Annotated in this window: 16 protein-coding genes; 2 read left to right on the top strand and 14 right to left on the bottom strand. The window is 36.2% G+C overall.

The genetic code is table 11. The features are described from left to right. Positions 1 to 67: 67 nt before the first annotated feature. From bioB to MJG50_RS03465, 7 genes are all read right to left on the bottom strand, one after another. On the bottom strand, positions 68 to 1,066 hold the full coding sequence (bioB, locus tag MJG50_RS03435; protein ID WP_240252729.1) for a biotin synthase BioB: 999 nt from the start codon (positions 1,064 to 1,066) through the stop codon (positions 68 to 70). Further along, positions 1,063 to 1,653 carry a biotin transporter BioY gene (locus MJG50_RS03440; protein ID WP_240252731.1) on the bottom strand — a complete coding sequence of 197 codons (591 nt, stop codon included), beginning with the start codon at positions 1,651 to 1,653 and terminating at the stop codon, positions 1,063 to 1,065. Before MJG50_RS03440 ends, bioB begins: the two co-directional genes overlap by 4 nt. Before the next feature lies 1 nt (position 1,654). After that, positions 1,655 to 2,962, bottom strand: coding sequence for an adenosylmethionine--8-amino-7-oxononanoate transaminase (bioA, locus tag MJG50_RS03445; protein WP_240252732.1), 1,308 nt, complete (start codon positions 2,960 to 2,962; stop codon positions 1,655 to 1,657). Positions 2,963 to 3,015: 53 nt separating this feature from the next. Beyond that, positions 3,016 to 3,702 (bottom strand): dethiobiotin synthase, encoded by a 687-nt coding sequence (gene bioD / locus MJG50_RS03450; RefSeq protein ID WP_240252733.1) that lies wholly within the window; start codon positions 3,700 to 3,702, stop codon positions 3,016 to 3,018. A 177-nt stretch (positions 3,703 to 3,879) separates the two neighbouring features. Continuing rightward, positions 3,880 to 4,440, bottom strand: coding sequence for a GNAT family N-acetyltransferase (locus MJG50_RS03455; protein ID WP_240252737.1), 561 nt, complete (start codon positions 4,438 to 4,440; stop codon positions 3,880 to 3,882). A gap of 515 nt (positions 4,441 to 4,955) precedes the next feature. Then, positions 4,956 to 5,507, bottom strand: coding sequence for a GNAT family N-acetyltransferase (locus MJG50_RS03460; RefSeq protein ID WP_240252738.1), 552 nt, complete (start codon positions 5,505 to 5,507; stop codon positions 4,956 to 4,958). A 72-nt stretch (positions 5,508 to 5,579) separates the two neighbouring features. Beyond that, the gene (locus MJG50_RS03465) at positions 5,580 to 6,461 is read right to left on the bottom strand and encodes an aminoglycoside 6-adenylyltransferase (protein ID WP_240252739.1); all 882 of its coding nucleotides are present in this window, start codon (positions 6,459 to 6,461) and stop codon (positions 5,580 to 5,582) included. A 174-nt stretch (positions 6,462 to 6,635) separates the two neighbouring features. Here MJG50_RS03465 and MJG50_RS03470 point away from each other — a divergent pair, with 174 nt between their 5' ends. Next, the gene (locus MJG50_RS03470) at positions 6,636 to 7,286 is read left to right on the top strand and encodes a hypothetical protein (protein WP_240252740.1); all 651 of its coding nucleotides are present in this window, start codon (positions 6,636 to 6,638) and stop codon (positions 7,284 to 7,286) included. A 73-nt stretch (positions 7,287 to 7,359) separates the two neighbouring features. Here MJG50_RS03470 and MJG50_RS03475 read toward each other — a convergent pair whose 3' ends face one another. Then, positions 7,360 to 7,968 carry a transglutaminase-like domain-containing protein gene (locus tag MJG50_RS03475; protein ID WP_240252741.1) on the bottom strand — a complete coding sequence of 203 codons (609 nt, stop codon included), beginning with the start codon at positions 7,966 to 7,968 and terminating at the stop codon, positions 7,360 to 7,362. 205 nt (positions 7,969 to 8,173) lie between these two features. Next, on the bottom strand, positions 8,174 to 9,046 hold the full coding sequence (locus MJG50_RS03480; protein WP_240252742.1) for a DMT family transporter: 873 nt from the start codon (positions 9,044 to 9,046) through the stop codon (positions 8,174 to 8,176). Positions 9,047 to 9,262: 216 nt separating this feature from the next. On the opposite strand from MJG50_RS03480, the gene MJG50_RS03485 reads away from it, so the two are divergent. Further along, a complete protein-coding gene (locus MJG50_RS03485; protein ID WP_240252743.1) occupies positions 9,263 to 10,258 on the top strand; it encodes a hypothetical protein in 996 nt (331 codons plus the stop codon). Positions 10,259 to 10,309: 51 nt separating this feature from the next. Here the strand turns inward: MJG50_RS03485 and MJG50_RS03490 are convergent, their stop codons facing one another. The 5 genes from MJG50_RS03490 to MJG50_RS03510 all read right to left on the bottom strand — a co-directional run bounded on the left by MJG50_RS03490 (position 10,310) and on the right by MJG50_RS03510 (position 14,354). Further along, positions 10,310 to 10,981: a hypothetical protein gene (locus MJG50_RS03490; protein WP_240252745.1), complete on the bottom strand. Its 672-nt coding sequence runs from the start codon at positions 10,979 to 10,981 to the stop codon at positions 10,310 to 10,312. Between the two features lie 116 nt (positions 10,982 to 11,097). Further along, positions 11,098 to 12,330, bottom strand: coding sequence for an RtcB family protein (locus tag MJG50_RS03495; RefSeq protein ID WP_240252747.1), 1,233 nt, complete (start codon positions 12,328 to 12,330; stop codon positions 11,098 to 11,100). 79 nt (positions 12,331 to 12,409) lie between these two features. Then, positions 12,410 to 13,093 (bottom strand): hypothetical protein, encoded by a 684-nt coding sequence (locus MJG50_RS03500; RefSeq protein WP_240252748.1) that lies wholly within the window; start codon positions 13,091 to 13,093, stop codon positions 12,410 to 12,412. Beyond that, positions 13,090 to 13,986, bottom strand: a complete 897-nt coding sequence (locus MJG50_RS03505; RefSeq protein WP_240252749.1) for an ABC transporter ATP-binding protein — start codon at positions 13,984 to 13,986, stop codon at positions 13,090 to 13,092. Before MJG50_RS03505 ends, MJG50_RS03500 begins: the two co-directional genes overlap by 4 nt. After that, entirely contained in the window at positions 13,983 to 14,354 is a 372-nt protein-coding gene (locus MJG50_RS03510) for a GntR family transcriptional regulator (protein WP_240252754.1), read from the bottom strand. Before MJG50_RS03510 ends, MJG50_RS03505 begins: the two co-directional genes overlap by 4 nt. Positions 14,355 to 14,460: the final 106 nt, after the last annotated feature.

Raw genomic sequence — 14,460 nt, forward strand, 5'->3', positions numbered from 1 at the left:
TCTACATAAAAAAATGAGATTGCAGTAATCTCATTTTTTTCATAATTGATATTGTAGTTTCTTAGCTTTATTTTAAGAAGACCTCTTCTTGTTTTCCTACTAATTCGATTTCGAAGCCTAATTCTTCAATCATCTTATGGTCTTGGTTGCCTTCTTGCCCAACGGTTGTTAAATAGTTTCCTAGGAATATACTATTTGCCGCATATAACCCAAGTGGCTGTAAGCTTCCTAAATTCACCTCACGCCCACCAGAAATTCTGATTTCCTTTGTCGGGTTGATATAGCGGAAAAGCGCTAGAACCTTGAGACAATAACGAGGATTCAATTCATGAACACCCTCTAATTTTGTTCCTTTGATTGCGTGTAAAAAATTTACCGGAATTGAATCTGCATCTAATTCATATAGGGCACGGGCAATATCTATGACATCTTGTGTTGTTTCTTTCATCCCAATAATTGCTCCAGAACAAGGTGAAAGCCCATGTTTTTTCACGGTTTCAATAGTATGTACTCGGTCCTCATACGTATGTGAAGTTGTAATAAATGAATGATGGCTTTCCGATGTATTCAAATTATGATTATAGCGGTCCACTCCTGCTTCTTTTAATTCCGCAGCTTGCTCATCCTTAAGTATTCCTAAGCAAGCACACACTTTCATTCCATATTTCTCTTTTATTTCTTCAACTGCTTCACTTACAACATTTACATCCTTCCTCGTTGGCCCTCTCCCACTAGCTACAATACAATAGGTCCCTACCTTATTTTCAAAGGCTCGCTTCGCACCCTCTAAAATCTCTTCCTTTGAAATAAATGGATATTTTTCAATTTCAGCCGTTGAAATAGAAGATTGGGAACAATACCCACAATCTTCTGGACAATAGCCACTTTTCGCATTAATAATCATATTCAATTTTACCTTTTTCCCAAAATAATGTTTTCGAATGTGAAACGCACCATGTAATAAAGGCAGTAATTCATCATCATCACAAGTTAAAATGCCAATTGCTTCATGATCACTGATTATTTTCCCTTCAACCACTTCTTGAGCTAATTGTAACCAATTCATGCAATATTCCCCTTTTCCATAATGAACTTTTTCTTTGTTCGAGTTGCTGCAAAAACCCGATATAATTTAGTTGCGAAAACACCTGCAATGACTGAAATAAGAATATCCCCTGCAATACTATGTACAAAGCCAATCATCCATACGTAAGACCAGGTGCTTTGAACCCCCATCCATGTATTTAAGGCAAGATATATGTAAGGAACACCTAGTAAATAGACGAAAGCTAGCCCTGTAAAATTGGCAAGGATGAAATGAATCGTCCTTGGATTTGGAATTCTTTCAATTACCCAACCTACCACGAATGCAGCAATGATAAAACCAAGTAAATAACCAAATGTAGGCTGTAAAAAGTAACCTAGCCCTCCCCCTTGTGTAAAAACAGGGAAGCCAGCTAATCCAATTCCTACATAAACGAGTTGACTCTGTAATCCCCTTTTACTTCCTAGTAAGCTACCAGCTAAAAAAACGAATAATACTTGTAACGTAAATGGTACGTATGGTAACGGGATTTTAATAAAAGCACCGACCGCCGTCAACGAAGCAAATAAAGAGATGGCCACCAATGAAATTGTTGAGTCCTTCTTCATTCTATTTCACCACCTTCGTGCACTGAAAATATTCATTGATTGCTTCATTTGTAGTCATAATCATCTTTTCAATTTCCGCTTCAGTTATGACATATGGAGGCATAAAATAAAGCACATTTCCTAGCGGTCTTATCAATAATCCCTTATCCAATGCAATTTGGAAGATTTTATACCCCACCCGATCTTCACTCGGAAAGGATTCCCTAGTTTCATTGTCTAGAACTAGTTCTAATGCGCCTACCATACCGATTTGCCTGTATTCGCCTATATGTGGATGGCCGCGGAACACGTTAGTGGCAATCCTTTTCATAGATTCACTTTTTCGTTCAATCTTCTTTATGTAATTCTCCTCTTCAAATATCCGAAGTACTTCTAGCGCAGCCCGACAAGCAATCGGATTACCCGTATAACTATGTGAATGAAGGAATGCCTTCATACTCTTGTAATCATCATAAAACGCATCATAAATCTCCTCTGTCGTGACAACTGCTGATAAAGGGAGATAACCTCCTGTTAATCCTTTTGATAAACACATAAAATCTGGTGTAATCTCAGCCTGTTCACATGCAAACATCGTTCCCGTACGTCCAAAACCAACCGCTATTTCATCCGCAATAAGATGAACATCATATGATATACAAAGCTCTTTTACCTTTTTTAAATATAAAGGGGGATACATTTTCATCCCAGCAGCTGCTTGAATTAAAGGCTCGATAATAATAGCAGTTATTTCCTCATGGTGTTTCTTCAACGCTTCTTCAATAAATGATATACAAGGCGTCTCACAGCTATTAGGACTTTGGTTGAATGGGCATCGATAGCAATCCGGGCCATGTGCTCTTACTGTATCAAGTAATAAAGGTTGAAAGATTTCGTTATATAGTCCAACCCCACCAACCGAAAGTGCCCCTAGTGTTTCACCATGATACGCATCTGTCAGAGCTAGGAACCGCTTTTTCTTAGGTTTATTTTTTTGTTGATGGTATTGAAAGCTCATTTTTAAAGCGACTTCGACTGCGGCAGAGCCATTATCTGCAAAAAAGACTTTTGATAATCCAGCCGGAGTGATTTCGACAAGTTTTTCTGCAAGCAAAATAGCCGGTTCATGGGTAAAATTTGCAAAGATGACATGCTCCATTTGAAAGGCTTGCTCCGCAATAGCGGTGCTAATTCGTTCATTAGAGTGACCGAATAGATTAACCCACCAAGAGGAGACCGCATCTACATACTGTTTCCCATTTTCATCATACAGGTAGATTCCTTTTGCACTTTTAATGACAATTGGGGGGAGATCCTCATAATCCTTCATTTGAGAACAAGGATGCCAAACATGTTTTATATCCCTTTCTTGTAGATTTGAAATCATCGATTTGTTAACCTTTCTAAGAGTTTAGTAATGTCTAACGTGAACTGTGTTATTTCCGATAAATCCTTAAACTGCGGGATGACAACCGAAGGTAAGCTAGTCATTTGCTCGATCGTACGGATGTTGTCAGTCTCAAGCTCCGTTCCTCCAAAAGAATTAAATACAATTCCAACAATGGGAATGCCACGCTTTTTTAAAGCCTCTACTGATAATAAAGTGTGATTGATTGTTCCGAGCCTTGTACTAGCTACTAACAATACAGGCAGCTGAGATTGCTTGATAAGATGGACGAAGTGATAGTTGCATTGATCATCAATCGGTACAAATAATCCACCAGCCCCTTCACAAATTACAACATCATACTTTGCCAATAAATCCTTAATATGTTGTAAAATAACACCTTCATCAATTAATACCTTTTCAAGCCGAGCTGCATAATGTGGTGAAGCTGGTTCGTTAAATGAATAGCTATTGAGATCTTCCTCAACTAAATCAACTTCACTAAAAGACTTATAGAATTCTGTGTCACTTAATGAAATTCCATCCACTCCAACACCTGTTTGAATCGGTTTATACGGTGCAACCTTTGCTCCCTTTGCCTGAAAATAACGCATGAAGATTGTCGTAACAAGTGTTTTACCGATATCCGTATCTGTACCGGCTATCCAAAATTGTTGTGTCATATGCTCTCCTTTTATATGTTAACTTACTTTTAAAATAAGTTAACATATAATAAAAATCTTGTAAATTACTTTTTCAAAAATTTGGTTTCATGAAAAGAGCTTTATAATAAAATTGCACGCAAAAAAAGCTCAGAGTAGCTCTGGGCTTATCTTTTAAAAGCGTGAAATTTTTACCTTTTAAAAAGTTTTCGCATAAATACAAGTATCTCTTAATTTGTTCGAATCAACTGCAACATCTTCATTTTTCAAAATACCTTCTAATGTGAAACCTAGTCTTTCTGGAATAGCCCGGCTCTTTACATTTAGTGCATCACATCGAATTTCCAGTCTCCGAGCCTTTAACTCAGTTGTTGCGAAATCAATAATCCCTTGAACGGCTTCTGTCATATAGCCCTTTCCACTAAAGTTGGTATGAATCCAGTAACCTATCTCAAATTTCGGTACTGACCAATCAATTCGATGCAATCCAGATGAAGCAATATGTTCACCGGTCTCTTTTAAAAAGACGAGTAGACGCAAATCTTCTCTTTTTAAAAAGTTAATATGAGCTTCTCGAATATTGATTTCCACATCTTCTTCCGATTGCTCATGTTGTGCAAAGGGAAGCCATGGTTTAAGTTCATTAATTGAAGCATTAATCGAATTGTAGACGGCCCTTCCATCACCTGGCCTTGGTGATCGAATGATAAGTCGTTCTGTTTCAAATTGATCTGGAAAGTCGATTAGTATTGGATTCATAGTTTGGTCTCCTTTAATAGATTAATAGTGTTTATGAGTGCTTTGTACGTTTCCTTGTGAGGTATCTGGTAATTGCGTACCCATATTTCTTTTTTTTACATTTATAGTGGTGATTCGCGGCTTTGCACATCCGCTTTTTCCTTATTTACCCTTTTCTAGTGATGATTCGAAGCTTTGCACATCTATTTTTTCCTTTTATTACCATTTCTAGTGGTGTTTAGAGGCTTTGCACATTCACTTTTTCCTTTTTCACCCTTTTTTAGTGGTGATTCGAAGCTTTGCACATCCACTTTTTCCTCTTTTACCCATTTTCAGTGGTGATTCGAAGCTTTGTACATATACTTTCCCCTTTTTTACCCATTTCTAGTGGTGATTAGTGGCTTTGTACATCCACTTTTACCTATTTCTCCCTTTTATGACCTTGTATCAGGACATTGCATAGCCACTATTTACTCATTTTCCTTTCCAAACAAAGTATCATGTACTTCCTAATTACACATCACTATTTATGCCTTTCAATCAAGGATTTTCCCCACTACATTTGATTTTAAGATCGAGTACACATTCGTATCATTAGCTACACCATTCTGATACATATACTCCCTAAGCACCCCTTCCTTCTGAAAGCCTAGACCTACCAGCAGTTGATTCGATGCCTCATTTTCCAAGAAAACAACAGCCCCAATCCGATTTAACTCAAGCTCACCAAACCCATAGGAAAGAACCTTAGAAATAGCCTCCTTCGCATATCCTTTCCGCCAATGATCTGGATGAATCTCATATCCGATCTCTGCACGTTTATGCTTTGGCAGCCATAAATTAAACCCTATCGTACCAATCAATCCGTCATGTCCTTTTCGCTCAATTCCCCATCTTATCCCGCGTTTCTCTTTGAAATTTTTCGAAAAAAAGTCTACAAATCCTTTTGCCTGTTCTATACTTGTTAACGTCTCTTGTCCATAAAATTGTGTAACTTCATCCTTAGAAAAACAAGCAAAAATGGCTTCCGAATCTTCTACAGTTATTTCTCTTAACACAAGTCTTTCAGTTCCAAGTACTGGAAACATGCTGCCGATCACCTCTTATTAATTTGCACATATAAGTCAGTTTACTTTTTCCATGATGTGAAATAGCTCCGTTTAAAATATTTCCTTAGCATCTAATGGTAAATTCCTTACTCGCTTTAGATAGTTTGTCATATTCGTATCGTATTCCACTGGGTATGTATATGAAAAATAATCCGCTACCTCCTTTGCCACAACACGAAACAATTCACAGCTAGAAAAAACAGCGTTCCAAACATTTTCATCATTAGCATCAGAATAAGTTTCCTGATACATGTTCCAATACGCATTAGGGAGATTTCTTTTGAAATATTTTCCCATTTTCCCTGTTGAAATCTCAAAATCATGCTCTTTTCCAATCCACCACGAAACCATCTCATCAAGCGCATTTCTAACCGGAAGTTCTAACATTTGCTTTGCATATGGCAATTCGTCTCTCCATAATCCTTTTGCAACATTTTGAAGACACCACCAAAATTCATTACAACAACTCACATATCTTAATTCCGTAGGCCTTTTTACATGGTAGTCAATATCTGTAGGTGGAGGAATGACTGGTAAAAGATTGTCCTTATCAAGTAATGGAACAGTAAGCTTGTCCACACCGTATCCATCACGCATTGCTTCTTTTGTCTCAATATGAAGATCAATTCGATTTCCATCGGAAAAAAGCATTAAATAACCATAGGATCTGGTAAAATCTATTTCCTCATTACAGCCTAGATCATTTTTATCAGGTTCCTGAAGCATTAATAAGTCTCCGAATAAAGAAATCCAATTCTCATCTTCTATAAAAGATGAAGTTTCCGTAACCACATAGACAATATCATAGTCTTGAAATATATCCTTCGGAGCATTGGTATTCGTTCTTGAACCATTCATATAGACGGCCCGGATTCGCTCATCATTATCAGCTATCCCCACTATCATTTCTAACATTTCTTTTTCGCTTCTCACTTCCATTCACCTCTACAATCCATTTGTAAAGTAATTCGCTGAAACCAACACAATCTCCTTCTCCTTCTTGCATCCGACTAAATAACCATTTTTTATAACAACTGGAAATATTAGTAGTAAAAAATAATGTGTTTATATATAATTATCTCCGAATGACACCTAGGAGGTTAGAAAATGAATAAAAAGATTACTAGTTTATTGTTCACCCTTATTTTAGCTATCGTATTTGTAGCAGGATGTTCCTCAGATGAGGCTAGTTCAAAAAAAGACAAAGAACCAAAACAAGAAACAAAAACGGATGAAAAAGCTGAAAAAGATGCCAAAGAAAAAGAGGAACCTAAAGACGAGCCTAATAAAGAAGAAGAAGATAAGGAAGAAACCAAGGGTGAAGACGTTGAGTTTTTAGCTGATTATTTTGAAGGAATTACGTATGACGTACCGATTTATGCAGAAGAAAGTGATCCAGGTGAACAAAGTCTACCAATTAAATTATATATGCTTGATAGTGCCATTGGAACGAACTTCAATGTTATATTAGAAACATTACCACAGCCAATGAAAATAAAAGAGTACATTGATATAGCAACAGCAAGTACTGGTTTTGAGTATTTAAGTAATGAATACTATACTGCAAATGGTATCGAATGGAACGAAAGTATTAGTTTAAATCATTCAGATGAAGGTACAGTTAAATTAAATCAAAGGTCCTTTATTATTGATAATAAAACGTATATTTTTACGTATGCTGCCTTACCTGAACACTACGACAGTAATATTCAGGATTTTATAAAGATTACTGATTCTGTACTTGAACATAAACAATAATATAAAAAAACTATCTATGTATTTTTGATACGTAGATAGTTTTTTATTATTGACTTCGATTCAAGAGCTAAATCTACAAGCCATCTGGTAATCGGTTTTTATACATTTCCAATACATTTGTATTTTCTTCTAGTACACGTATCGTTTTATGATTTGGATTAGCGTAAATAATTGGATAATCCTTTTCATCAAATTCCTCTTGAATAGGAAAAGCTAATTTTTCTTCATCAATGGAGAATTGAGCATCTACCCCTGTTTTATTTCCACGTGAGTCGAGTCTTACCCATTTATTAATCGAATTAAGATAGACAGCATTCAACGCATGAATGCAATAACCTTTCTCCGGGGTATCAAATAACATCAATCGTTGATAGCAAAATCCTGTTGGAATGCCTTGTGAGCGTAGTAAAGCTGCCAATAAATTCGATTTTGCATAGCATATACCTTCCTTGAATGTTAATACATCTGATGCCTTACAGGTGACCCGCTCCCCTTGAATATCCCAAGAGTGTGATACGTCATCACGTACAAATTCGTAAGCAATTTTTGCTTTCTCAATTTCGGTTTGAGTAGGTCTAAAAAGCTCATCTGCTTTTTCCTGAATAAGCGAATGAGAAAAATCGACAACGTTCAATTCCAGCAAGTAATCTTCCATTTTGGTAGATTCACAAATTAGTTGCAATCATTTCCCCCCCTATCGTTTTCATCATTGTAACAACTCCTACTTTGATACCGTTCGGTTTCTGATCAAAATCCTCATCAGCACAGTTGATTTCCAAACAGATTCCTCACCACTCTATATTTATTCATATTATTGTATATTTAAACAAATCTTTTTTATTCGTGCAACTTTTTTAAAGGTATAATGCCAAATTCATTCATTTCGCTTATTCCCTTTTCTTCCAATTCAACTCACTTAACAACGTAGACCCCAATATTAAAATACCGCCAATGATTTGAATAAAGCTCATACTTTCATTCAGGATTATCGCAGCCATTAAAACAGCAGAAATAGGATCGATGTAGCTTAACACCGCGATCGTTTGTCCCTTTAACTTCTTCATGACTGAAAAATATAATAAATAGGCCAAGCCTGTATGGATGATGCCCACGATTAAAAGTAGACTTATTGTTTGAAACTCCATATCGGAATAATGCGGTTCTGCCGTAATCAAGACATATGGCAATAATACAATGGTAGCAACCAATAGTTGCATGATTGTTGTTTCCAAATCAGATAGTTTCTTTATAAATTTATTGATGAGGATTACGCTTGCATATAGGCTTGCTGCCGCTAAGCCATACGATATTCCAACAGGGTGGTTAAATGAGCCACTCAAAGTCTCAGCACTAGGATTAACAACTAAAGATAAACCAATAAATGCTAATAAAATACTCAAACCTTTTTTTCTTGTCCACTTTTCCTTCAGTAGAAGAGGAGCCAAGATCATAACAAATACCGGAGCAAAATAGTAGCTTAAGGTCGCGTTAGAGATCGTTGTATACCGATAGGATTCAAATAAAAAAATCCAGTTAAATCCTAGCAATACCCCTGATAATAGTAGCAAAACAATATTCCGTTTAGATGTTTTAAAAGTGATTTTTTGTTTTAAGAAAAAACTGGCACCAATTAAAAATAGACTGCCAATTCCTCCCCTGAACAAAGCAATTTCACTGGAGGAAAGATTAATATTTTTTACAAACAAACCAATGCTTCCAAAAATGAGCATCACTACGATAAAAATAGATTTTGTCTTCATATTCGTTCTCCCGTGTTGTATTTTGAAACTTTTAGTTATTATCTCATTTTTAGTAGCAAAGCGATAATAGATATAATTAGGTATTTTTCTCTATCATTCTACAATTATCATCATAAACTGATAAAAGATGACGAAATAACTAGGTTTTCTTACTCATTAAGAAATAATTGTAATATGGTAAAGTAATTATAAATCTACTATTTATTGGGAGGATTTATGAAAACGACAAAAAAACTTTTAACATCCTTTACATTGATTGTGCTGATACTTGCAGGATGCTCTGATTCGGGCAAGGATAAGCCAGCATCTACGGTAAAAGATGTTCCAGCTTCAGCAAATGATGATAAAAAGGCAGAAGTATCAAATGTTGTCCTCGAAAATTGGGAGGACCATGGTGAAGATGAAGTTATACAAGATATGTTAGACTATCTTAAAAAGGTGAAATTTCCAGAAATTAAAACCATTCAAAATCATTCTTCACTAAATATCTCTGGAACTGCAAGCGGAGACTATAATGCTTCTACTACAATTGCGTATACCTATGAGAATGGTGACGATATACACCTTTCCATTACAGCATTTAACACAGATAGGATTCATGCTGTTGGAAAAAAAGAGGGCGAAGAAGTTGGGCAGCTAAAAGATGGAGCACCTGTCTATTACAAGAAAAGTGATTACGGGGATCACGAATTTTATTTTGAAAATGACGGATTATTTTATAAATATTTCTATAATGTAAGTGTCGAAAATATCACATTTGAGGATATTTTACCAATTATTGAAAGTCAATCGAACACATCCACTTTGGCATTAGATTATCAAAAAGAAGTTCCAGCCTTTGTCAATCAATATCTTGTATATCCAACTAAGTTCCAATCAGCAATTCCTTTAGGATTTGTAATGTTTACGACAAACTCGATTACTTTTGGGTATACTAGGTCAGAGGAATTAAAGATGACAGACCTTACGTATACGATTTCAAATAACATCACTGAGGAATACTTTGTCAAATACACAGCAGATCTTGAGGAATTAACACTTGATAATGGGAAAAAAGCATTTATTCAGAACACAGATGAACAGGTTATTCAATTATTTGTAGAGGACAATGACCGGTCATATCAACTTAATATAAATACAAATGAAGACCTAAGTAAGTTCACTTCAAAGGAATTAATCGAGATTTTGAATTCGATAAAAATGAAGAAATAACATTTGTTTAAGGGAAACCAGGTTCAATGGTTTCCCTTTTTGTTTTATTACTTATTTATAAGGTTGGAATTCAATCGATTTTGCTTGATACATTTTGTCACGATAGTCATATGTAATCACGATTTCGCCAATAAAACCTGCCTGGGAGACTTGCCCTATCACCTTAGCAATAAGTTGATCGTCCCTTACTTCATAATCAATAATACTGCCAAAACCTATATCCTCAAATAAATTTGATGGATTAATTTCCAAAGATGCGATATCAACAAATGTCGTTTTACCACTAATTGTGAGTACCGCTTTTTCGTTTGAGATTTTTGTTTTTACATTCTTATTAATAATGGCAATCGGATTATCCACAAGCACCTCATTTACAGCCTGATTCTTTGTATCAAAAACATGAACTTCTTCCCACAACAGACCGGTTCCATAGCCCTTAGTTAAGATAATGATTAGCTCATTCTTTTCATCTTTATTAATGTCCTTATAAATAATTTCAGGAGCGTAAGTTGGATTCGTCACGTTCACCCAAAATGGCCTTGAGTAGATGCTGCCTTTGAAATCAATCTTGAAGTCATGGTAAAAACCATTCTCGTTCTTAGCAAACAAGGTTATATTATCTTCCTTTGACTTTGAAGCAATTTCATACCCTTCAATGGATGCACCAGCTTTGTTAGAGATCATAAATAGGATAACTAAAATTAGACTCATATACCTTTTCATGGAAAACACCTCATTTTTAAGTGTTACCAATATGATCTTTTTTACTACTTGTTTTTTACAATCAAAAAAAGTAACTGTCCATCCTCCCAAAGGTTATGGTTCAGTTACTTCCTGATTCATCTTGATTTTTTATATCTTGTTGGGTCGTATTTTTCACTAGCTTTAAAGTTATAGACTGGTTTAATGAAGGTTGCTATTTCAACAGATTCTTCAACCTTTTCGAGAATTTCATCCATCGACTTATAAGCCATTGGCGCTTCATCGAGCGTTTCCTTAGAGACAGATGTAGTCCAGATGCCCTTCATCGTATCTTGGAAATCGACCATGCTAAGAGTTTTCATTGCTTTTGTACGACTAAGGATGCGACCAGCCCCATGTGGAGCAGAGCAATTCCAGTCTTTATTACCTTTTCCTACTGCTAGAATGGAACCATCCCTCATATTGATTGGAATGATTAGTCGTTCTCCTTTTTGAGCAGAAACAGCGCCTTTTCGTAATATCAGATTTTCAGTATCTATATAATTATGGACGGTATCAAAACGATCTATTTCCTCAAACCCCATATTATCGGTAATTGCTCTTGCAATCTCCTCACGATTTGCCTTTGCAAATGCTTGAGCTAATTTCATGTCATGAATATAATTTTGAAAGTCCTCACCTTCCAAATAAGCTAAGTCATTTGGAATGAATGGATACTTCTCCTTGTAGCTTAAGATTGCATCCTGAATTTCTTTGTCGCGTCCCTCAGCCTTTAATTTTTCAATAATCTCAGTTACATCATTGTTACGCAGTTTGGCGATTGCTACCTTTTGATAATAGTTGGCTATTCTTGCTCCAACATAGCGACTACCGGTATGAATCGTTACATAATGATGTCCATCAGAATCTACAGAAGCTTCGATAAAATGATTGCCTCCACCAAGTGTACCCAGACTATGAAGACTCCGATTCTCACTTAGGATGTGGTTAGCTTTAAAATCTTTTACATTAGGAAAACCCGTGTTAATAAACTCTACCGTTTCATCTGTATGAAGATCCATTCCACTTGGTACATAGGTTCGAATCACCTGGTCCAGCTTATTAAAATCAATCTTTTTATCTTGAAGCTTAACTGTTAGGACGCCACAACCAACGTCTACTCCTACTAAATTCGGAACAACTTTATCCTTCAACTGAATGGTCGTTCCAATTACACAACCTTTACCCGCATGGTAATCTGGCATAATACGAATCTTCGTATCCTTAAGAAAATCTTGATTACATAGCTCCTTAATCTGCTCAAGAGCTTCTTCTTGAGGATAATTCGAAAACACACTTGCTTCTGTTTGTGACCCGGTTACTTTTATCACGAGTTCTCCCTCCTTTAAAACAGATTAGTAATAGGCTATCATGGGAGAATTATTTTAGCAACGGAGAATAGTCCCCAATTTATACTGTTGCTCTTCTTAACAGCAAGTAGGAGAGCCCGATATACACAAGAGTTGGGAGGATGAGCCAGTAGGCAATTTCAACGGCTGTATGGCGAGCGAACCATTGAAAAATATCTATCCAAACCTCGTAATACATCAGTAACAATGCAATCACGCTTGATATTAATATTGAAGTGATCGCTACAATAATTAATCCTTTAGCCCCGAAGCGTCGAGCAATACTTGATATAAGGAACCCTAGAAAAAATAAACTATTTAACAAAATCATATAGGTCATCAGCTGTTCTAAAATTGTGCCGTCGTTCAAATAAGGAAAGTGAAAGAAATGGATATGGCCACCCCAACCATTTGTTTCATTTTCAATGATTGATAAGACGATTAACAGGATAGAGAAAAATACATTTATCACTACTCCCATAACAACTGTTCCCAGAAAGTAATCCGTTCTCCTAACCGACATGCCGATTGCATAAGGAAAGCTTTGAGTTACGACAATAATCCCCATGACGAGCATGTAGAAAAAGATGTAAGAGACTCCTCCGGTATACATTTTTTCTTCGTTTGGGATTAACAGACTAATAAGAAAATTAATAAGAAACACTGAAAAGAGAATAAGATTTGGTATTAAAAACCAGGCCCATTTATCTCTAGAATACATTTTTAACATCGGTTGAATATTCACTGGGCAACAGCTCCTTCCAGAGATGATTTATCTTTTGTTACATGAACTACTAGTTGCTGTAAGGATACTGGCGAAATTTCAAGGCCATTGGCTGCAGCCAAATTTCGATCCAAACTATTCTTACCATGAATGACTGTGGCAGAGAGCAATCCACCAAATGGCTCCCGATGTATGACTTCTTTATCACTTATAAATGCTTCTACCTTGGCCACTTGACCTGTTACCGTATAAGCGGTGCCTCGTAAATTTTCCGCTTCTTCATTTATAATTAATCGACCTTTATCAATGACCAAAATATGCTCAAGTAAGTTACTTACTTCATCAATTAAATGGGTGGACAAGATAACAGTACGCGGATGTTCGGAGTAATCCTCCATCAGCCTGTCATAAAATAACCCTCTCGATACCGCATCCAGTCCTAAGTACGGCTCATCAAAAATCGTTAATGGTGCCCGACTCGCTAATCCGACGACAATTCCAACTGCAGAGTGCATCCCTCTAGACAATTTCTTTGGTTTTCTTTTTAAAGGGAGGTTAAAATCTTTGATTAAGGAATAGGCATACTCCTCATCCCAATTCGGAAAGAGTGATTTTGACACTTTTAAGATATCATTCACAGTGAAACTATCTGGGTATTTTTGACTTTCCTTTATAAAGCAAATTTGACTTAATACCCTCGCGTTTTCTTCAGGATTCTCGCCAAAAACCTTTAAATCACCACTAGTAGGAAACAGTTGAGCTGTTAACATTTTCATTAATGTTGTTTTGCCAGCCCCATTTCTACCTAGTAAACCGTAGATTTTATTTTCTTCCATTGTAAAAGTGACATTTTCGATTGCTTTAAATTCCCCGTATGTCTTATCTAGCTGTGTTATCTCAACTACCTTTTTCATTCCTTCTCATCCCCTCTCCGAACCATATCAGTCAACTGTTCAGTTGTAATTCCTAATTTCTTTGCCTCATGGATCATTGTAATCACATACTGTTCAAAAAACTGTTCCTTCCGTTTGTTAATGACCTTAACACGTGCTCCTTCTGCAACAAACATCCCAATCCCCCGCTTCTTATATAAAATACCTTCATCCACCAATAAATTGACACCTTTTGCAGCGGTAGCAGGATTAATTTTGTAAAAGGCTGCGAATTGATTTGTTGATGGAACTTGTGATTCCTCGGACAGTCCGCCTTCAATAATGTCATCTTCAATTCTTTCTGATATTTGTAAAAAAATAGGCCGACCATCATCAATTAACTGTTTCATAGCTTCACCACCATATTGGTTAGTTACTTATGTAATTAACCATACAACATAACTTTTTATAAGTCAATAGGCAAACTAAGGGGACGGTTTCATAAGAACCGTCCCC

Source organism: Fredinandcohnia quinoae, from assembly GCF_022427965.1.
In the GTDB taxonomy this organism is placed as follows: domain Bacteria; phylum Bacillota; class Bacilli; order Bacillales; family Bacillaceae_L; genus Ferdinandcohnia; species Ferdinandcohnia quinoae.

What these genes read in the sequence shown, in the direction of transcription:
- MJG50_RS03455 (WP_240252737.1), bottom strand. Translation starts at nt 4,440, where the DNA reads ATGAATCCAATACTAATCGACTTTCCAGATCAATTTGAAACAGAACGA.
- bioB (WP_240252729.1), bottom strand. Translation starts at nt 1,066, where the DNA reads ATGAATTGGTTACAATTAGCTCAAGAAGTGGTTGAAGGGAAAATAATC.
- MJG50_RS03470 (WP_240252740.1), top strand. Translation starts at nt 6,636, where the DNA reads ATGAATAAAAAGATTACTAGTTTATTGTTCACCCTTATTTTAGCTATC.
- MJG50_RS03510 (WP_240252754.1), bottom strand. Translation starts at nt 14,354, where the DNA reads ATGAAACAGTTAATTGATGATGGTCGGCCTATTTTTTTACAAATATCA.
- MJG50_RS03480 (WP_240252742.1), bottom strand. Translation starts at nt 9,046, where the DNA reads ATGAAGACAAAATCTATTTTTATCGTAGTGATGCTCATTTTTGGAAGC.
- bioA (WP_240252732.1), bottom strand. Translation starts at nt 2,962, where the DNA reads ATGAAGGATTATGAGGATCTCCCCCCAATTGTCATTAAAAGTGCAAAA.
- MJG50_RS03485 (WP_240252743.1), top strand. Translation starts at nt 9,263, where the DNA reads ATGAAAACGACAAAAAAACTTTTAACATCCTTTACATTGATTGTGCTG.
- MJG50_RS03490 (WP_240252745.1), bottom strand. Translation starts at nt 10,981, where the DNA reads ATGAAAAGGTATATGAGTCTAATTTTAGTTATCCTATTTATGATCTCT.
- MJG50_RS03505 (WP_240252749.1), bottom strand. Translation starts at nt 13,986, where the DNA reads ATGAAAAAGGTAGTTGAGATAACACAGCTAGATAAGACATACGGGGAA.
- MJG50_RS03460 (WP_240252738.1), bottom strand. Translation starts at nt 5,507, where the DNA reads ATGTTTCCAGTACTTGGAACTGAAAGACTTGTGTTAAGAGAAATAACT.
- bioD (WP_240252733.1), bottom strand. Translation starts at nt 3,702, where the DNA reads ATGACACAACAATTTTGGATAGCCGGTACAGATACGGATATCGGTAAA.
- MJG50_RS03440 (WP_240252731.1), bottom strand. Translation starts at nt 1,653, where the DNA reads ATGAAGAAGGACTCAACAATTTCATTGGTGGCCATCTCTTTATTTGCT.